The following is an 18,656-nucleotide window of genomic DNA, read 5'->3' as shown; positions in this document are numbered from 1 at the left end:
CACCAGTCTTCGGGGGTAGAGGCCGGGGGGTCCGGGCAATCCGCCACCGCCCGGCCCGGGTCTCGTGGGCTCCGGGCACGAAGCCGACCGTCGGCCGACTCGGCCGGGGCGGCCCACCGCTGCAGGACCTCGACACGGACAACGATCTGTCCGTGCTGCCCATCAGGTCCACCGGTGCCACCCCGGGGGCCACAATACGCCGTCGCACTGACGTTCCATAAACGCGTCCGGGTCGTCGCCGCGCACCCGCGGGCCGGTCACACGTCTGCGCGACCGGCCCGCGGGGTTCACCTGGTGACTGCCTCTCCGCCGTCACGTACCTGCGTACCGCCCGTACCGGGAGGCCGCGGAGCCATCGGCACCACGGGCTGCCGGGCGGCCGCGAGATGGCGGCGCGCCCTCTCCAGAGCACGTCTCACATCGCGCGTGCCGGTCGACACGCAGAGCGTGTAGGCCAGGTCCTGCTCCCGCTGGTCCTGTCTCGCCACGGCGCCGCCCTCGGCCTCGGGGGCGATCAGCGCCTCGTACTCGTCCACGAGCCTGCGCAGGGTCGCGGGATGGGGCATCAGCATCGGGCTCACTCCTCCGACCTCCTCGGCCTCCTCGGCCTTCCGCGTCACGCGGCCCTGGTGCGTCCGTCGGTGCCGGTCCGCCCGTCGGCATCGTGGCCACCGGCTCGCGGCTGCTGCCCACCCATCGCCTCGTCCCTGACACGCGCGCAACTGCGGCTGATGAGACGTGAGACGTGCATCTGGGAGATGCCGAGCACGTCGGCGATGCGGGTCTGCGTCATGTCCTCGAAGAAGCGCATGTACAGAATGGCCCGCTCACGCTCGGGCAGCCGGCGCAGTGCTTCCCTGGCCGCTTCCCGGTCGACGACCAGCTCGTACGAGGAATCGACGTCGCCCAGGGTGTCCGCGAGGCTGTAGTTGTCGTCCGCGGAGGCGAGTTCGGCGTCCAGGGACAGCGTGCTGAAGCTCTCCATCGCCTCCATCCCCGCACCGACCTCGTCCTCCGTCAGCCCGGTGTGCGCCGCGATCTCGGCCACCGTCGGCTCCGGGGCCCCGGGATTCAACGTGAGATCCCGACGGGCCAGCCGCACCTTGTTGCGCAGTTCCTGGACGCGGCGGGGCACTCTCAGCGCCCACATCCGGTCCCGGAAGTGCCGCTTCACCTCACCGGTGATGGTGGGCACGGCGTAACTCTCGAACGCCCCGCGGGAGGGGTCGTACCGGTCGACCGCCTTCACCAGCCCCATGGCCGCGACCTGGCGCAGGTCCTCGACCGACTCGCCCCGGTCGCGGAAACGACCGGCGATCCGGTGCGCCATGGGCAGCCACACCGTCACCAGTTCGTCGCGCACGGCGTCCCGCTCGGGCCCGTCCTCCAGTTCGGCGAGCCGGGCGAACGCGGCCGCGGCGTCAGGGGCGTCGTCGTGCGAGTGCTTCGCATGGGCGGACGGCCGGGTGGTCGAGTCCGGCCGGACGGCCGTCACCGTGCTCACGGGCTTGTCAGGTCGATTTGTAGACAAATCGCTAGGCATACGGATTCGCTCCTGAACATTGGCTTGCGGGGGAATGCCGCAGGAGGAGTGCCGCCCGAGCCGCCCGGAGACCCCCGGAGCTCACACCTACTCGCTCCTACGGACGTGCCTCCGGTCCGAAGCACGAAATTCCGCTTGCCCGGGCATCCCGAGGAAAAACACCGCTGCTCGAAATCGACTGCACGGCGTGGCGGCGAGTTTCTCGCCCCGCCACGGCTCCGGCCAGGCCTCGCCCATGGTCGGCACCCGCCCGAAACCCCCTCAAGAGAGGGAACAAAGGGGCGACTTCCGGCCAGATCCTCCCGGCGTCTGCTTTCTAGTACCTCGCGAAGGGAGTGGGCGGCCCGAAGCAGGGCATGCGGGCTTTGACACATCAGCGCCGACGAGTGGGGTGGACGGCATGACAGCCGTGACGGCAGGCGAAGCAACGGCCACGGCACAGCGAACGCAGACGGTCGACGAGACGGCACTCCCTCTCATCGACGAACCGTCGCTGATCAAGCCGAAGGACGCTCGCGATCTGTCCCGACAGTTCTTCGACCGCCTGGCCGTGCTGGAGGAAGGCACGCGCGAGTACCAGTACGCGCGCAACACCCTGATCGAGATGAACCTGTCCCTCGTCCGGTACGCGGCCTCCCGGTTCCGCGGCCGGGGCGACTCGATGGAGGACATCGTCCAGGTCGGCACCATCGGGCTCATCAAGGCCATCGACCGGTTCGAGCTGACCCGCGAGGTGGAGTTCACCTCCTTCGCCGTCCCCTACATCGTCGGCGAGATCAAGCGGTTCTTCCGCGACACGAGCTGGGCCGTCCATGTGCCGCGCCGTCTGCAGGAGGCCCGGGTCGAGCTGGCGAAGGCCACGGAGGAACTCCGGACGCGTCTGGGGCGTACGCCCACGACCGCCGAACTGTCGCAGCTCATGTCGCTGCCCGAGGAAGAGGTCATCGAGGCCCGCAAGGCGGCGAACTGCTACAACTCCTCATCGCTCGACGCGGCCCTCACCTCCGACGGCGACTCGCAGGGCGAGACCGTCCTGGCCGACTTCATCGGCGAGGACGACCATGCGCTGGAGCTCGTGGACGACCTCCACTCCCTGACCCCCCTCATCGCCGAACTCGACGAGCGGGAGCGTCTCATCATCCATCTGCGGTTCGTCGAGGAGCGGACCCAGGCGGAGATCGGTGAGGTCATCGGCATCTCGCAGATGCACGTGTCGCGACTGATCAGCCGCATCATCAAGCGGCTGCGCGCTGGTCTGCTCGATCCCTCGGTGGCCTGAAGCACCGTCTCGTCGGCCGCCTGATCCCGCACCGGATCGTCGAGCCCGCCGTCCCGCTGTCGCGAGCGTTCTCACCTCGCGACAGCAGGGCGGCGGGCTCCGTCGTGCGCGGCCCCCGGTCACGCTTTCCAGGGAAGATCACCCTCCCCGGCACCAATCTGGCTCGACCTTTGTTCACGGCATGACCTTCGGGTTAGCCTGCGGCGTACTTCCTCGACCGGCGGCCTCGAATTCATGGGTCCGCGCCGACGAGGAGGGGTCCGGCAGTGGGCCTGAAGTTCCGAGTCCCCCCTTTCACGGGACTCTTGTCTTGAACGGAACGAGGGTGCGCATGACCAGCCAGACGACCGACCCTGTCGGCCGCACACCGGGCGAACCGGAGCTGCGCCGGCTGCTGGCCGGACTGACCGCGGTACGGGACGGAGACTTCGGCACACGTCTGCCGGACGACGGCGGGGGCCTCCTGGGCGACATCGCCACCGTCTTCAACGGCATGGTCGACCAGTTGTCCGTGTTCACCTCTGAAGTGACCCGTGTCGCGCGCGAGGTGGGCACCGAGGGGACGCTCGGCGGACAGGCGGAAGTACCGGGCGTCTCCGGCACCTGGGCCGATCTCACCGACTCGGTCAACGCGATGGCGGGCAACCTCACCACCCAGGTCCGCGACATCGCGCAGGTGGCGACGGCGGTCGCCAAGGGTGACCTCTCCCAGAAGATCGACGTGCCGGCCCGCGGCGAGATCCTGGAGCTCAAGAACACCATCAACACGATGGTCGACCAGCTCTCCGCGTTCGCCGACGAAGTGACCCGGGTGGCCCGCGAGGTCGGCACCGAGGGGCGGCTCGGCGGTCAGGCTGACGTCAAGGGCGTCAAGGGCACCTGGCGCGACCTGACCGACTCCGTGAACTTCATGGCGAGCAACCTGACCGCCCAGGTCCGCAACGTGGCCCAGGTGGCGACCGCGGTGGCCAGGGGCGATCTCTCGCAGAAAATCACCGTCGACGCCCGGGGCGAGATCCTCGCGCTCAAGGAGACCATCAACACGATGGTCGACCAGTTGTCCGCGTTCGCCGACGAGGTGACGCGCGTGGCCCGCGAGGTCGGCACGGCCGGCAATCTCGGCGGACAGGCCACCGTCCGCGGGGTCTCGGGCACCTGGAAGGACCTCACCGACAACGTCAACGTGATGGCGTCCAACCTGACGGGCCAGGTCCGCTCGATCGCCCAGGTCGCCACCGCCGTGGCCCGCGGCGACCTGTCACAGAAGATCACGGTCGAGGCCAAGGGCGAGGTCGCGGCCCTGGCGGACGTCATCAACACGATGGTCGACACACTGTCCGCGTTCGCGGACGAGGTCACCCGGGTGGCCCGCGAGGTCGGCACCGAGGGCCGTCTGGGCGGCCAGGCCCAGGTGCCGAACGTGGCGGGCACGTGGAAGGACCTCACCGAGAACGTCAACTCGATGGCGAACAACCTCACCGGCCAGGTGCGCAACATCGCGCTGGTGACGACGGCGGTGGCAAAGGGCGATCTGTCCAAGAAGATCGACGTGGACGCCCGGGGCGAGATCCTGGAACTCAAGACGACGATCAACACGATGGTCGACCAGCTCTCCGCGTTCGCCGCCGAAGTGACCCGCGTGGCCCGCGAGGTCGGCAGCGAGGGACGGCTCGGCGGACAGGCCGAGGTCGAGGGTGTCTCCGGCACCTGGAAGCGGCTGACGGAGAACGTCAACGAGCTCGCGGGCAACCTGACCCGGCAGGTACGCGCGATCGCCGAGGTCACCAGCGCCGTCGCCGAGGGCGACCTGACCCGCTCGATCACCGTCGAGGCCTCCGGCGAGGTCGCCGAGCTCAAGGACAACATCAACTCCATGGTCGAGTCCCTGCGCGAGACCACCCGGGCCAACCAGGAGCAGGACTGGCTCAAGACCAACCTCGCGCGGATCTCCGGCCTGATGCAGGGCCACCGGGACCTGTCCGTGGTCGCCGAGCTGATCATGGACGAGCTCGCGCCCCTGGCGTCGGCCCAGTACGGCGCGTTCTACCTCGCGGAGGAGGCCGGGCGCGGCCACGAGCTGCGGCTCGTCGGCTCCTACGGCTGGCCCGACGACGACGGGCGTCCCGTCCGGATCCCCTTCGGCCGCTCGCTGGTCGGTCAGGTCGCGCGCAGCCGCCGCACCATCTCCGTGGACGAGTTGCCGCCGGGTTACGTGACCATCTCCTCGGGGCTCGGCCGTACGGTGCCGACCGCCCTGGTGGTGCTGCCCATCACGGTCGAGGACCAGGTGCTCGGAGTCATCGAGCTGGCCTCGGTCACCCGCTTCACGCAGATCCACCAGGACTTCCTGGGCCAGCTGATGGAGACCATCGGCGTCAACGTCAACACCATCGTGGCCAACGCGCGCACCGACGAGCTGCTGGACGAGTCCCAGCGACTGACCACCGAACTGCAGGCCCGCTCGGAGGAGTTGCAGGTCCAGCAGGACGAACTGCAGCGCTCCAACGAGGAACTGGAGGAGAAGGCCTCACTGCTGGTCGCGCAGAACCGTGACATCGAGGCGAAGAACCTGCAGATCGAACAGGCCCGACAGGAACTGGAGACCCGCGCCCAGCAGTTGTCGCTGGCCTCCAAGTACAAGTCGGAGTTCCTGGCGAACATGAGCCACGAGCTGCGCACCCCGCTGAACAGCCTGCTCATCCTCGCCCAGCTGCTGGCGCAGAACCCCTCACGCAACCTCACCCCGAAGCAGGTCGAGTACGCGGGCATCATCCACTCCGCGGGATCGGACCTTCTGCAGTTGATCAACGACATCCTCGACCTGTCGAAGGTCGAGGCCGGGAAGATGGAACTCGCTCCCGAGCGCGTCCCGTTGCGGCAGCTTCTCGCGTACGTCGAAGCGACGTTCCGGCCGATGACGACACAGAAGAGCCTGAACTTCACCGTGCGCACCGCGCCCGGGGCACCCGGCGACCTCCTCACCGACGACTCCCGGCTGCGTCAGGTGCTGCGCAACCTGCTGTCGAACGCGGTCAAGTTCACCGAGCAGGGCGGCGTGGAGCTGCGTATCGAACCGGCGGCCGACAATGAAGTGCCCGACGGCGTGCTCCGGGGCGGCACGATCGTGGCGTTCCGCGTGCGGGACACGGGGGTCGGGATCCCGGAACAGCATCTGGAGACGATCTTCGGAGCCTTCCAGCAGGCGGACGGGACGACGAGCCGCAAGTACGGCGGCACCGGCCTCGGTCTGTCCATCACACGGGAGATCGCGCACCTGCTCGGCGGTGCCGTCACCGTCGCCAGCACGCTCGGACAGGGCAGTACGTTCACGCTGTTCCTTCCCGTGGCGCGCGCCGACTTCGAGGAATTCCTGAGCGGCGACCGGTCGACCGAGAAAGCCCTCACCGCGGCTCCGTCCGAGGAGTCGGCGGCGCACACGCCGCCCTCGGGCCCGGCCGCCCCGCCCCGGAGCCGCAGGCGTCGTCTACTGGTCGTCGAGGAACGGCAGCGCGGCCTGTTGACCCTGGTCGCCGAGAGCACGGTCGCGGACGTCGCCCATGGCCCGGACACCGGTGATCCGCGCGGCACGGTCGACGTCATCACCGCCGTCGGGGCACAGGAGGCGGCGAGTGCGCTGGCCGCGGGACCGTGCCACTGTGTCGTTCTGGAACTCGGCATGCCGGACGGCGAGGCGACCCGGTTCCTGGAAGCGATGCACGGCGACTCCGCGCTCGCGAACGTTCCGGTCCTCGTCCACAGCGGTCACCGCGCCGATCTGGCGCAGGAACAGGCGCTGCAGGCCCGTTCGGGCACGCGTGCCCTGGAGTTCCTGTCGAGCCTCGACGAACTGCGCGAGCGCATCGCCCTGCACCTCTCGGCGGAGGAGCTGGGGGATGTTCCCTCCCTGGCCCGTGCCGAGGAACCGCAGCCCGAGACACCGCATCCCGTCGAGGACGCCTTCCTCGGCCGCACGGTCCTGGTGGTCGACGACGACGCCCGCAACCTCTTCGCGCTCAGCGGGATCCTGGAGCTCCAGGGATTCCACGTCCTGCACGCGGACAACGGCCGCAAGGGCATCGAGACGCTGCTCCACCATCCGGACATCTCGCTCGTCCTGATGGACGTGATGATGCCGGAGATGGACGGCTACACGGCCACGGCGGAGATCCGGAAGATGCCTCAGTACGCGGGTCTTCCCATCATCGCCGTCACCGCGAAGGCGATGCCCGGCGACCGGGAGAAGAGTCTCGCCTCCGGGGCGAGCGACTACGTCACCAAGCCGGTCGACACCAACGACCTCATCGCCTGCGTCCGCCAGTGGCTGCCGGCGTGACCCGCACCGAGCAGTGTCCTGATCCGGCCGAGGAGCAGTCGCCGGACAAGTCCGCGGAGGAGCCGGCCGACGAGACGGCGGACGAGTCGGAGGGCGGGTCGGGGGACGAGTCGCCCGAGGATTCGGCCGCTCTTCTCGCGACCTACCCGGTGGGCAGGCTCGCCGCAACGGTGGAACGTCTGCGCCGCGAGGTGCGTGCGGCCCAGGTCGAGGCCGACGGACGTGCCCTGATCGAACTCGCCAAGGGCATCCTGGTGGAGCGACTGGGGTGCGGGCCCGCGCAGGCCGCCCGCCAGCTCGCCGAACTCACCGAGCAGGCCGGGGTGAGCACACTCGAACTCGCCGTCGAGGTCATCAACCAGGCTGCCCGCGACCGGCTTTCGGAGGTGGCCGACGCCTTCCTGACCGCGGCGAAGTCCACCGACGCTCCCACGGGCGACACGTCGTCGAGGGGCCACTCCCCCGCCGTACGCATGCGGGAGGCCGAGAGCGGTGCGCTGGCCGCGCCCGACACCCAGGCCGTCGCCGACTCCCTGCTGCAGCACGCGCTGACCCCGCTCGGCGCGGTGGCCGTGGCCATCTGGACCGTGCGCTCCGACGGTTCCCTGACGCTGGCCGGCAGTGCCGGGTTCTCCCCGGCGGAGGCCGGGCGCTGGCACCATGTGCCCCCGGGCGTGGTGACGGTGGCGCGCACCAGCCTCTCCGAGCGCGCCGGGCAATGGATCGGATCACTGGCCGAGACCGGGCTTCCCTCCATCGGCCAGCACCAGTACCCCGACGGTGGAAGAGCCGCCGTTCCCGCCGGCACCGGAGGCCGCATCCACGGCGCCCTGGAGATCGTCTGGCCCTCCCGCCTGGAACCGCAACCGCCCCAAGTGGTCCGGCAGGTCGAGGCCCTGGCGGAACTGTGCGCCCGCACGCTGGAGACATACGTCTTCGTACACGGTGACGAAGCCCTGCGCGAGCCGCGTGTCGTCCCGGACGCCACCGAACTGGTGGACCTGGCCGACGGGTTGCACGACCCCGCCCTTGTCCTCGTCCCCTATCTCGACGGCGGGCAGCTCGTCGACTTCCACATCCATCACGTCAACAGCCGTTTCCTCGATCCCGCCGGCCGTCCGCGCGGCCTCGTCAACGGCGCGATGCTGCTGGAGGCGTACCCGATGGCCGCCGGGGAGAGCGACCTCTTCCAGCGGATCGAGCGTGTCTACGCCACGGGCGAGCCGTTCCGCGCGCAGCGCATGAACCTCACGGCTCTCGTCGACCAGGTGCCGCTGTCGGCCGTGGCGGAGATCAGCATCAGCCGGCACGCCAACAGCGTGCTGCTCATCTGGCGCATCGAGGACGAGACGGCACGGCTCGCGGGCATCCTGCAGCACGCACTGCGCCTGGGCCGCATCGGCGGCTTCGAGGAGAATCTGCTCACGGGCGAGATCACCTGGAACACCCAACTCTTCACCCTTTACGGCAGGTCTCCGTCGAGCGCGCCTGTGCCGTTGGAGGAGCTGCCCGTCCACGCGCATCCGGACGACGCCGTCACCATCGGCCGTTTCCTGCGCACCGTGCTCCATCACCGGCGGCCCGCGTCCGCGTCGTTCCGGCTCCGGCGTCCCGACGAGGTGACGCGCCACATCCGGGTGGTGGCCGAGCCGGTGCTCGACGCCGACGGCCGGCTGTTCGTCGTACGCGGGGCCTACCAGGACATCTCGGCCCAGCACTGGACGGAGGTCGCGCTCGCCGCCACCCGTGTCCAGCTCGCCCACACCGAGCAGCAGGCGACCGAGCGCAGCCGCCTCACGCTGCAGCTCCAGCACGCCATCATGCCCCCGACCCAGGACCCGTTGCGGGCCCCCGGAATCGACGTGGCGGTCCGCTACCGGCCGGCCGAGACGGAGCATCTGGTGGGCGGCGACTGGTACGACGCGGTCGTCCTGCCGTCCGGTCTCGTGCTCCTGTGCGTGGGTGACGTGGCCGGTCACGGCATGGAGGCGGCGACCAGCATGGTCGTCCTGCGGAACGCGCTGCGGGGGCTGGCCGTGACGGGCGCGGGCCCGGGCCAGCTGCTGACGTGGCTCAACAGCGTGGCGCACCATCTGACGGGCACCGTCACCGCCACCGCGGTCTGCGGCCTCTACGACCCGCAGAACCGGACGTTGCGGTGGGCCAGGGCCGGTCATCTGCCGCCCGTGCTGGTACGCGACACGGGGGCGGTGTCCCTGCCCCTGGTCAAGGGGTTGCTGCTGGGCGCGGCGCCCCAGGTGACGTACGAGGAGGACGAGATCCAACTGGCGGTCGACGACACGCTGTTGATGTACACGGACGGCCTGATCGAGCGCCGGGACCGCTCGATGGCGGAGTCCATGACCCAGTTGCTGACGATGGTCCGTACGGCCCCGTCCACGCTCGACCAGCAGCTGGACCGGCTGCTCACGTACAGCAGGTCGGACACCGACGACGACACCTGCATCATCGGCATCCGCGTGTCGTAGCCGCGGCGCCGACGAGAGTCTGATCACGTCGCGCGGGCCACCACCGGGGGCATCGAATCCGCAGAGGGGGGTAACCGGCCCAAGCCGTCAATTCTTCGGGAGGTACTTGTGTCCATTGCCCAGAACCCGCTGTCCGTCGAGGTCGCACTGCCTCGCGAGGGCATCGCCCTGCTCACGGTCGAGGGCCATCTGGACATCGACACCGCGACAGGGCTGCAGCATCATCTGGCGAACCAGTTCCAGCACGGCCGTCGGCACTTCCTGCTCGATCTCTCGGCCGTGCCCTTCATGGACTCGTCCGGGATGAACATCATCATCAGGGCGTACCAGCAGACCCGGGAGTCCTCGGGGAGCGTGCACATCATCGGGCCGCCACCTGCCGTGCGGCGGATCCTGGACCTCACCGGGGTCAGCATCACCGTGCCGGTGTCGGACACCGTCGACGAAGCACTCGCCCTCGTGGACAAGCCGCGGGACGAGCCCGAGCTCTGAACGGGAGCGCGAGCAGTACGGCGGTGTGGGAGGGGGTCCGGGATGGGACGGTGGATGACAACGAACAATCGCGCGGAGCGAGTTCCGTGTACGGGCGCACGGGTCCCGGTGTCGCCGGACGGTCAGCCCGCTTGGCGGTCAGGCCGTCCTGGCATCCGCGATGTCGTCCTCGTGGATCTCCTGCGCCGCGGCGGCACAGAACGCGGCCAAACCCTCCAGCAGCGCGGTCCGTTGCGCGGCCGGCATGTGCTCCAGTACGGACTGCAGAGCCCGCTCGCGACGGGAGCGCAGATCGACCAGGAAGGCACGTCCGCGGCGGCTGAGGTACAGCCGCAGTTCGCGTCGGCTCGTGGCACCGGGTCTGCGTTCGACGAACCCCACGGCCTGGAGGCGGTCGCAGAGCCGGCTGGTCGAGGGTGGCGTGGAACCCAGGGCGTCGGCGAGCGTGCGCAGGTTGATGCCCTCGTGGTGTTCCAGGATGAACAGCACACGCAGCTGGGACGCCGAGACCGGAGCCGTCGAGGCACGCCCCCACAGGACTTCCAGCAGTTCCGCCGCCTCTGAGGTCACACGCGCCACTTCCTGGGGCCGCGGGCGCGCGTAGGAGGAAGTCACGGTGACACTCTCCCAGGCTTCCCGAACGCTGTCAGCCCGCCGCCTCGGGCGGCCGGCCCCCGATGACCGACTCACACAACAGACCGTCGGCGTCGTGCATCCGCCGAAACGGACCCGACGCCGACGCGGAGAGAATGGCATATCCACCATCGTGAACAGATTCGTGGCAGCCGAGCGCGCACTGCGCTCCGCGGCACCGCACCAGTTGCTGGACGCGGTCCGCGAGGTGCTGTGCAACCAGTACGCGGCGCAGGATGCCGAACTATTCCTCGCCGACTACGGACTGACCCTGCTGCAGCCCGTGTCCGCGGCACAGCACGCCCTGGACCCGCTGCCGGTGCACGACAGCCCGGCAGGCAGGGCCTTCGGGGCGCAGGAGCCGTACACGGAGGACCACGGCGGCGGGAGCGTGCGTCTTCATCTGCCGGTCACCGTACGCGGCGACCGGCTCGGAGTACTGACCGTCACCCTGCCCTCGGCCGAGGCGGCCGGGGAGTGCCGGACCGAACTGGCCGAGGTGGCCGAAGTGCTGGGCCACGAGGTGGTCGTCGCCGACCGCGACACCGACCTGTATCTGCTGGCGCGGCGCAGGGACCGGCTCACCCTGGCGGCGGAGATGCAGTGGCAGTTGCTGCCCGCACGCTCCTGCGCCCGGCCCGAGTTCACACTCGGCGCCCAACTGGAGCCCGCCTACGCGGTGTTCGGCGACAACTTCGACTGGTGCGTCACCGCCGACCGGCTGACCCTGTACGTCACCAACGGCATGGGCGAGGGCATCGACGCCTCGCTGCTGACCAGCCTCGGCATCAACGCGCTGCGCAACGCCCGGCGGGCGGGCATCCCCATCGCGGACCAGGCGGCTCTCGCCGACCAGGCGGTGTACGCCCACTACCGCGGGGCCGCGCATCTGTCCGTGCTGCTGATGGACCTCGAACTGTCCACCGGACGCCTGCGGGTCGTCGACGCCGGCTCGCCCCGGATGCTGCGGCTGCGCGACCGGTCCGTCACGACCGTGGGCATGGAGGCACAGCTCCCGCTGGGCATGTTCGAGGAAACCGACTATGTGGCACAGGAGTTCACCGTCGAGCCCGGCGACCGGCTCGTCCTCGTCAGCGACGGGGTCCACGCGGTCGTGGCCCCGGGCGGCGAGCGGTACGGCGACCGGGCGCTGGCCCGGGCCGTCACCTCCACGAGCCTGGTGCCGGCCCCCGAGGTACCCGGGGCTGTCCTGCGGGAGCTGACGGGGCATCGCGGCGGACCCGAGCCGGACGACGACGCGCTGGTGGTCTGTCTCGACTGGCACGGAAAGCAGTCGGCGCCCTAGGCGGGCACCCGCACCGTAGGTGTCCCGCCGGACGGCGCCACGGCTACAGTTGTCATCCGGCAAGATTTACATCGCTTTCTCGTTGCCTTCGGCAAGTTCGGAGCGACACGACGCACATGAGGAGTGGAACAGGTGCCGGAGCACGAAACGGCAGGACAGCACGGATCGCCCGCGCGGGAGGTCGGGGACTTCCTGCGCCGCCGCCGCGAGCAGATTGCCCAGCGGTGGGCCGACACCCCCTTGTTCCGTACGGTCTTCACCGTGTCCAGGGACGAAGCGGTGGAGGCGGGCAAGGCGGTGGTCGAGTCACTGGCCGCGGTGGCCGCGGCCGGACGCGTCGAGGACGCCGAGGCGGACGGATTCACCGTGGTGCGCGAGCAGTTGACGCGCACGGCGGCGGCGCGGTCACGCGCGGGCGCGGGCTCGGCACAGGTGTCGAACGAGGTGGACGCCCTGCGACCGCCCGTCGTGGACCTCCTGGTGGCCGAGCTGTCCCAGGCGTCCGCCGAGCACGTACGGGAGTGCGCCACCGCGGTGACCGTACTGATGGGCACGCTGCGGCTGGTCGTCATGGAGTCGGCGCTGAACGAGGGCCGAGCCCTCATCGACCGGCAGCGGATGGAACTGCTGGAGACGGCCACGCCCGTCATCAAGCTCTGGGACGGCATCGTCGCCGTACCGCTGATCGGCACCCTCGACAGCGCCCGCAGCCAGGTGGTGATGGAGACGCTCCTGGAGTCCGTCGTCGACCAGCACGCGCGCTTCGCGATCCTGGACATCACCGGTGTGCAGACCGTCGACTCCCTCGTGGCGCAGCACCTGATGAAGACGGTCGCGGCGGCGCGGCTGATGGGAGCGGAGTGCATCGTCTCCGGCATCCGGCCGGCCATCGCGCAGACCATCGTCCATCTCGGCCTGGACCTGGGCACGGTGCTCACCCGCGCCAGCCTCGCCGACGCCCTGGCGTACGCGCTCGACCAGCAGGGTTCCGGCATCGTGAACGCGGCGCCCCTTGGGGCGGTCACGCGGTGACCCACGCGCACGCCGGACCTCCGTGGGGATCCGTCCCGGTGCTCAGGCTCGGCGACGTCCTCCTCGTGACCCTCCAGGGCGATCTGCACGACAGTACGGCGGAGCAGCTCCAGCAGGACATCAGCGAGACCATCGCGAGCAGTTCGACCACCGGTGTGGTCATCGACCTCTCGGGGGTCGAGATGGTCGACTCCTTCCTGGGGCGGGTGCTGGCCGAGATCGCGGCCAAAGCGGGGCTGCTCGCCGCGCAGACCGTGGTGGCCGGCATGCGGCCCGCGGTCGCGATCACGCTGGTGGAACTGGGTCTGACGCTGCCGGGCCTGCGCACCGCGCTCAGCACGGAGGACGCCCTGGGCCTCCTGGCCGGGGAGGCCTCGCCGTACCGTTCCCGCGGCACACGGCGGGAGAGTCCGTGATGCAGACAGCCGGCTGTGTCGACGCCCGCCTGCCGATCCACTCGGACATGGATCTGGTGTGGGTACGGCAGCATGTGCGGCAGACGGCCGCTCAGTTGGGCTTCGGCCTGGTGGAGCAGACCAAACTGGTCACCGCGGCGAGCGAGCTGGCCCGCAACACGCTGGTGCACGGCGGGGGCGGCGAGGTGGAGGCCACGGTCCTGAAGAACGGTCACGCACCGGGGCTGCGGCTGGCGTTCATCGACGAGGGCCCGGGCATCGCGGACCTGGAGCGGGCTCTGAGCGACGGCTACACCTCGGGTGACGGCCTCGGGATGGGTCTGGGCGGCGCCCGGCGGCTGGTCCACGAGTTCGCGGTCGACAGCAGCCCCGGAAACGGCACCACGGTCACGGTGACCTCGTGGACCGTCCGTCCGCCGCGGTACCGGGAGGAGACCTGATGCCCCGCGTCTGGGACGTCCCGGTCCACGACTCGACACGCGTACGCGACGCCAGGGTCGCGGCGGAGGGCGCGGCCACCCTGGCCGGGCTCGACAGGAACCGCACCGCCGCGGCCGCGCTGGTGGCCACCGAACTCGCCACCAACCTGCTCAAGCACGCCAAGGGAGGCCAGTTGCTCATAGAGACCGTGCCCCCTCCCGTGCTGCCGGCCGGGCAGGAAGCGGCCTCCGTGGTGCAGATCGCCGCGATCGACCACGGCCCCGGCATGGCCGACGTCCCGGCCGCCCTGCGTGACGGCTTCTCCACGGCGTCCACCCTCGGCGCGGGCCTCGGCGCCTGCCGACGCATCGCCGACGACCTCGACCTGCACAGCGTGCCGGGGCGGGGCACGGTCGCGCTGGCACGGATCGGTACCACCCGCGGCCGCAATCACGCGGCCCCTCCCGCACCGGTTGCCGCCGAGGCTCGGGCCGGAGGGGTCAACATCCCCTTCGCCGGGGCGGAGTTCTCCGGTGACGCCTGGGCGTGGGTCCGGGCGGGCCACCGTACGACCCTGATGCTGGCCGACGGGCTGGGCCACGGCCCCGACGCCGCCCGGGCCTCGTCGGCGGCGGTGGAGGCGCTGCGCCGCTCGGGCCATCTGCCGCCGGCCGAAGTGCTCCGGTACCTGGACGCGGAGCTCCGCCCCACCCGGGGCGCCGCGGTCGCCGTCGCCCAGCTCGACGCCGAGACCGGGCGGCTGAGCTTCTCCGGCATCGGGAACATCGGTGCCCGACTGCGCACGGGCGAGGGCTGGCGGCCCCTGCTGTCACGTCCCGGCATAGTCGGCGCCCAACGGCCCACGACCATCCCCGAACACCATGCGACGTGGGGAGCGGACTGTCTGCTCGTCCTGCACAGCGACGGGCTGCCCAGCCGCTGGACCCCACCCGCGGACGCCTGCCTCGCGTCCTTCGACCCGGCTGTGATCGCCGCCGTGACGGTGCGCGACGCGAGCAGCTCCGCCCGGCCGGTACGGGACGACACCGCCGTCGCCGTACTGAGCCCCGTTCCGCCGGACGGCACACCATGATGCGTACCTGGCACATCACCACGGTCACCGACGCCGCACGGGCCCGTATCGACACGGCACGCCTGACGGCCGCGTACGGGGTGCCCGGTCTGGAGCGGACCCGGCTGACCACCGCGCTCAGCGCGCATCTGCGGCAGTGCCTCACGAAGGGCGGCACGTGGCGGCTCCGTCTGGAAGCGACGCCCTCGGTGCCGTCCGGGGACGGTCACCTGCGGGCTGTCGTGACCTCGTTCGACGACACCGGCACCGACGGGCAGCCGCCGTGGCACATGACGGTCACCTGCCCGGAGGACGCGGACCTGTCGGACGTCGGCCCCGTGGCGGACGATCCCGCGATCCTGGCCGAGGCGCTGCTGGGAGCCGACGAGGACACGGTCCTGGTCCTGGAAAAACTCGGCGAGCAGGAAGGGCTGGTGGACTTCCACCGGGAGGAGCTCCACCAGACCAATCAGGGTGTGCTGGCACTGCACGCGGAACTCGACGCGGCGGGACGGGCCCAGCGCGAACTCTTCGCCGCCGAGCGGAAGGCGCGTACGGAGGCGGAGAGCGCACGCCGCAGGCTGACGTTCCTGGCCGACGCCAGCGCCGTACTCACCGCTTCGCTCAACCATGACGAGATCGTGCGGCGGCTGCCCAGCCTCCTGGTGCCGGAGTACGCCCGCAGTGTCGATGTGTGGCTGTTCGACGGCGAGGACGACGAGCTGCGGCAGAGTCCGCGTCCGGCCGCCGCCGTGGTCGCGGCCCGCAGGGGGCGCCCTCAGTACGCCGCCGACCATCCGGGCGGCCTGCCCGGCGTCGACGACCAGCCCCCCTCGGCGCTGCATCCCGCGCAGCCCCTGCTGTGCGTTCCGCTGCCGACGCGGCGGGCACCGCTGGGGGTGCTGATCCTCACGCCGCCCGGCGAACGCTGGGACGCCGACGACGCGGTCATGCTGATCGAACTCACCCGCCGCGCCAGTATCGCCATCGACAACGCCAGACGCTTCGAGCACAACCGCGACATCGCCGAGACACTGCAGCGGGCCCTGCTCACGGACCTGCCCACCACTCCGGAACTGAGCCTGGCGGCCCGCTATCTGCCGGCCACCCACGGTCTGAACGTCGGCGGGGACTGGTACGACGCGTTCCGTCAGCCCGACGGCAGCCTGATCACCGTCATCGGCGATGTGACGGGGCACGGGCTGCACGCCGCCGTCATGATGAGCCAGTTGCGCACGGCGCTGCGCGCGTACGCCGTCGACGGAGGCACCCCCGGCCAGCTCCTCACCCGGCTGCACATCCTCCTGCACCACCTGCAGCCCGATCTGTACGCGACGGCCGTCATCGCGCGCTTCCACCCCGACGATCCGACGCTCACCTGGGCCGCCGCGGGCCACCCGCCGCCGGTGCTGCGTACCCCCGACGGACAGGTGCACACACTCGACGCCAAACCCGGTGCCATGCTCGGCATCCCGCTGCGGCAGGAGATCGGCGACCACACCGTGCGCCTCGCCCCCGGTTCGACGCTGGCCCTCTACACGGACGGCCTGGTCGAGCGCCGCGCCCATGGCATAGACCCCGGTATCGAGCGTCTGGCCGCGTCGCTCGGGGCCTTCCGTTCCGAGGACCTCGACGCGGACCTGGACGGCTCGGCCGACCGTCTCCTGCATCCGTTGCTGAGCGACTCCGAGCGGGACGACGACGTGTGTCTGCTCCTCTGCCACATCCCGAGCCAGGCGTCGGAGACGGTACGGCCCTCCCGCACCGGACTGCCCGTCTGACGGGCTTCAGCCGCCGGTCGCCGCTCCTCCCCCGTCCTGCGTGTCGCCCCGCGGTCGCGGACGTGTGCGGGCATGGGCCTGCTCGAAGGCGCCCAGTCCCCGCTGCAGAGAAGCACGTTCGCCGGGCGTCATCGCCCCGAACACGGTCGCGAGACACAGGGATCGCCGCTCGGTGACGTCCGCCAGGAACCGCCGTCCGTCGGCGGTGACCATCAGCCGCACCTCACGGCGGTTGTGGGGCTGGACGGTCCGCTGGAGCAGCCCGGCCGACACGAGCCGGCCGCACAGCCGGCTGGCGGTGGGCAGCCCTATCTCCAAGTGCTCGGCCAGAGCGGTGAGATTGAGCTCGGGCCGGCGGCGGACCGTCTGCAGGGCGAACAGCTGACGCGCGGACAGTTGCGGGACGACGTCCTCGGCCGCCGCGAACCAGAGCGTCACCAGACTCTCCACCGTGTCGACGACATGGCGGGCAAGCGTCTCCGGCTCGTGTACGGGGTTCTGGTCACGGCCCGTGGGCCGGTCGGTCTCCACAAGCGCTCTCTCAGTGAACTCCGGACAGGGCAGCTGTCATGTAGGTCGGCCCTACCCGAAGAACCGGGCGGTACACGGCCCGGCTCCCGCTCGTTGTTCGCGTGTCCGTGCCGTTCGGGGGCCGATCGCCGTCCGGCCTCCCGACCCTCCGCACGGTGCGCGGGGTCAGGAGGCCGGGTCGGTGGCGGGACGGCCGGTCAGCCGGTGGCGAGGGCGCCCTTCAGCACGGCCACTGCCTGGCTGATGGCGGCGCGGGCCGCGTGGGTGTCGGCGAGGGCGTTGAGCATCACGAAGTCGTGGATGATGCCCTGGTAGCGGACCGCCGTGACTGGTACGCCCGCCTCGCGCAGCTTGTTGGCGTAGGCCTCGCCCTCGTCGCGCAGGACGTCGGCCTCGCCCGTGATGACGAGGGCCGGCGGCAGGCCGGTGAGCTGCTCGGTGGTGGCGCGCAGCGGCGACGCGGTGATCTCGGCGCGCTGCTTCTCGTCGGTCGTGTACTGGTCCCAGAACCACTGCATGGCGTCGCGGCGCAGGAAGTAGCCCTCGGCGAACTGGTGGTAGGAGCCGGTGTCGAAGGCGGCGTCGGTGACCGGGTAGAAGAGGATCTGCTGGACCAGAGGCACGTCACCACGCTCCTTGGCCATCAGGGTCAGGGCCGCGCTCATGTTGCCGCCGACGGAGTCGCCCGCCACCGCGATACGGGAGGCGTCCAGGTCGTGGCCGGCGCCGTCGGTGACGACCCAACGCGCGACGGTGTAGTTCTGCTCGATGGCGACCGGGTAGCGGGCTTCGGGCGAGAGGTCGTACTCGGGGAAGACCACGGCCGCGTTCGCGCCGACGGCGAGTTCGCGGACCAGGCGGTCGTGGGTGTGGGCGTTGCCGAAGACCCAGCCGGCGCCGTGGATGTAGACGATCACCGGGAGAACGCCGGAGGCACCGGCCGGGCGGACGATGCGTGCCCGGACCTGTCCGGTGGGGCCGACGGGGACGGTGACCCACTCCTCGTCGACGTCGGGCTTGGTGATGTCGCCCGACTGCACCTCGTCGACGGTCTTGCGGCCCTCCGCCGGGCCGAGGTCGAACAGGTAGGGCGGGTTCGCGGTCGCCTCGGCGAAGGCCGCGGCGGCGGGCTCCAGGACCGGGCGGGGGCCGGTGGTGTCGGTCATGGCGATCTCCTCGGATCAGGTGCCGTGGGCAGGCTCCGTCGGCTGTCTTCGCCGGAGCGGCGGCACACGACGAAAGTAACGCGCCATTTAGTCGTGCGCAACTTATTAGGGTCCGATAGAGTCGAGGAGACTCGAACGGTAGAGTGGAGATCGCCGTGCAACA

At 70.6% G+C, this 18,656-nt stretch carries 15 protein-coding genes; 10 read left to right on the top strand and 5 right to left on the bottom strand.

Translation table 11 applies throughout. From position 1 onward, the window contains the following. Nucleotides 1–287: 287 nt before the first annotated feature. Together QF035_RS49865 and QF035_RS49860 are read right to left on the bottom strand one after the other, a co-directional pair. Nucleotides 288–572 (bottom strand): DUF5133 domain-containing protein, encoded by a 285-nt coding sequence (locus QF035_RS49865; RefSeq protein WP_307531951.1) that lies wholly within the window; start codon nucleotides 570–572, stop codon nucleotides 288–290. A 44-nt stretch (nucleotides 573–616) separates the two neighbouring features. Next, entirely contained in the window at nucleotides 617–1,543 is a 927-nt protein-coding gene (locus tag QF035_RS49860) for a SigB/SigF/SigG family RNA polymerase sigma factor (RefSeq protein ID WP_307529195.1), read from the bottom strand. Between the two features lie 400 nt (nucleotides 1,544–1,943). Here QF035_RS49860 and QF035_RS49855 point away from each other — a divergent pair, with 400 nt between their 5' ends. The 4 genes from QF035_RS49855 to QF035_RS49840 all read left to right on the top strand — a co-directional run bounded on the left by QF035_RS49855 (nucleotide 1,944) and on the right by QF035_RS49840 (nucleotide 10,136). Next, the gene (locus QF035_RS49855) at nucleotides 1,944–2,822 is read left to right on the top strand and encodes an RNA polymerase sigma factor SigF (RefSeq protein ID WP_307529193.1); all 879 of its coding nucleotides are present in this window, start codon (nucleotides 1,944–1,946) and stop codon (nucleotides 2,820–2,822) included. 331 nt (nucleotides 2,823–3,153) lie between these two features. Beyond that, nucleotides 3,154–7,155: a HAMP domain-containing protein gene (locus QF035_RS49850; protein ID WP_307529191.1), complete on the top strand. Its 4,002-nt coding sequence runs from the start codon at nucleotides 3,154–3,156 to the stop codon at nucleotides 7,153–7,155. Further along, nucleotides 7,152–9,644, top strand: a complete 2,493-nt coding sequence (locus QF035_RS49845; RefSeq protein WP_307529189.1) for a SpoIIE family protein phosphatase — start codon at nucleotides 7,152–7,154, stop codon at nucleotides 9,642–9,644. The genes QF035_RS49850 and QF035_RS49845 overlap by 4 nt, the downstream gene beginning before the upstream one ends. Nucleotides 9,645–9,752: 108 nt before the next feature. Then, the gene (locus QF035_RS49840) at nucleotides 9,753–10,136 is read left to right on the top strand and encodes an STAS domain-containing protein (protein ID WP_307529187.1); all 384 of its coding nucleotides are present in this window, start codon (nucleotides 9,753–9,755) and stop codon (nucleotides 10,134–10,136) included. A 138-nt stretch (nucleotides 10,137–10,274) separates the two neighbouring features. Here QF035_RS49840 and QF035_RS49835 read toward each other — a convergent pair whose 3' ends face one another. Then, nucleotides 10,275–10,706, bottom strand: a complete 432-nt coding sequence (locus QF035_RS49835; protein WP_307529185.1) for a MarR family winged helix-turn-helix transcriptional regulator — start codon at nucleotides 10,704–10,706, stop codon at nucleotides 10,275–10,277. 196 nt (nucleotides 10,707–10,902) lie between these two features. Between QF035_RS49835 and QF035_RS49830 the strand changes: the two genes are divergently transcribed. The 6 genes from QF035_RS49830 (at nucleotide 10,903) to QF035_RS49805 (ending at nucleotide 16,796) form a co-directional block, all read left to right on the top strand. Continuing rightward, nucleotides 10,903–12,075: a PP2C family protein-serine/threonine phosphatase gene (locus QF035_RS49830; RefSeq protein WP_307529183.1), complete on the top strand. Its 1,173-nt coding sequence runs from the start codon at nucleotides 10,903–10,905 to the stop codon at nucleotides 12,073–12,075. A 132-nt stretch (nucleotides 12,076–12,207) separates the two neighbouring features. Further along, nucleotides 12,208–13,107, top strand: a complete 900-nt coding sequence (locus QF035_RS49825; protein WP_307529181.1) for an STAS domain-containing protein — start codon at nucleotides 12,208–12,210, stop codon at nucleotides 13,105–13,107. Then, complete coding sequence (locus QF035_RS49820) at nucleotides 13,104–13,523, top strand: STAS domain-containing protein (RefSeq protein WP_307529179.1); 420 nt, start codon at nucleotides 13,104–13,106, stop codon at nucleotides 13,521–13,523. The genes QF035_RS49825 and QF035_RS49820 overlap by 4 nt, the downstream gene beginning before the upstream one ends. Beyond that, entirely contained in the window at nucleotides 13,523–13,963 is a 441-nt protein-coding gene (locus QF035_RS49815; RefSeq protein ID WP_189841972.1) for an anti-sigma regulatory factor, read from the top strand. Before QF035_RS49820 ends, QF035_RS49815 begins: the two co-directional genes overlap by 1 nt. Continuing rightward, nucleotides 13,963–15,036 (top strand): ATP-binding SpoIIE family protein phosphatase, encoded by a 1,074-nt coding sequence (locus tag QF035_RS49810; protein ID WP_307529177.1) that lies wholly within the window; start codon nucleotides 13,963–13,965, stop codon nucleotides 15,034–15,036. Before QF035_RS49815 ends, QF035_RS49810 begins: the two co-directional genes overlap by 1 nt. After that, complete coding sequence (locus tag QF035_RS49805) at nucleotides 15,033–16,796, top strand: PP2C family protein-serine/threonine phosphatase (RefSeq protein WP_307529175.1); 1,764 nt, start codon at nucleotides 15,033–15,035, stop codon at nucleotides 16,794–16,796. The genes QF035_RS49810 and QF035_RS49805 overlap by 4 nt, the downstream gene beginning before the upstream one ends. 6 nt (nucleotides 16,797–16,802) lie before the next feature. Here the strand turns inward: QF035_RS49805 and QF035_RS49800 are convergent, their stop codons facing one another. Both QF035_RS49800 and QF035_RS49795 read right to left on the bottom strand, forming a co-directional pair. Next, nucleotides 16,803–17,327, bottom strand: coding sequence for a MarR family winged helix-turn-helix transcriptional regulator (locus tag QF035_RS49800; protein WP_307529173.1), 525 nt, complete (start codon nucleotides 17,325–17,327; stop codon nucleotides 16,803–16,805). 197 nt (nucleotides 17,328–17,524) lie between these two features. Next, on the bottom strand, nucleotides 17,525–18,493 hold the full coding sequence (locus QF035_RS49795) for an alpha/beta hydrolase (RefSeq protein ID WP_307529171.1): 969 nt from the start codon (nucleotides 18,491–18,493) through the stop codon (nucleotides 17,525–17,527). Between the last annotated feature and the right edge of the window lie 163 nt (nucleotides 18,494–18,656).

It is taken from the genome of Streptomyces umbrinus (assembly GCF_030817415.1).
GTDB lineage: Bacteria > Actinomycetota > Actinomycetes > Streptomycetales > Streptomycetaceae > Streptomyces > Streptomyces umbrinus_A.
This window is presented reverse-complemented; position numbering and strand designations above follow the sequence as displayed.

What these genes read in the sequence shown, in the direction of transcription:
- QF035_RS49865 (WP_307531951.1), bottom strand. Translation starts at nt 572, where the DNA reads ATGCTGATGCCCCATCCCGCGACCCTGCGCAGGCTCGTGGACGAGTAC.
- QF035_RS49810 (WP_307529177.1), top strand. Translation starts at nt 13,963, where the DNA reads ATGCCCCGCGTCTGGGACGTCCCGGTCCACGACTCGACACGCGTACGC.
- QF035_RS49850 (WP_307529191.1), top strand. Translation starts at nt 3,154, where the DNA reads ATGACCAGCCAGACGACCGACCCTGTCGGCCGCACACCGGGCGAACCG.
- QF035_RS49860 (WP_307529195.1), bottom strand. Translation starts at nt 1,543, where the DNA reads ATGCCTAGCGATTTGTCTACAAATCGACCTGACAAGCCCGTGAGCACG.
- QF035_RS49805 (WP_307529175.1), top strand. Translation starts at nt 15,033, where the DNA reads ATGATGCGTACCTGGCACATCACCACGGTCACCGACGCCGCACGGGCC.
- QF035_RS49855 (WP_307529193.1), top strand. Translation starts at nt 1,944, where the DNA reads ATGACAGCCGTGACGGCAGGCGAAGCAACGGCCACGGCACAGCGAACG.
- QF035_RS49815 (WP_189841972.1), top strand. Translation starts at nt 13,523, where the DNA reads ATGCAGACAGCCGGCTGTGTCGACGCCCGCCTGCCGATCCACTCGGAC.
- QF035_RS49795 (WP_307529171.1), bottom strand. Translation starts at nt 18,493, where the DNA reads ATGACCGACACCACCGGCCCCCGCCCGGTCCTGGAGCCCGCCGCCGCG.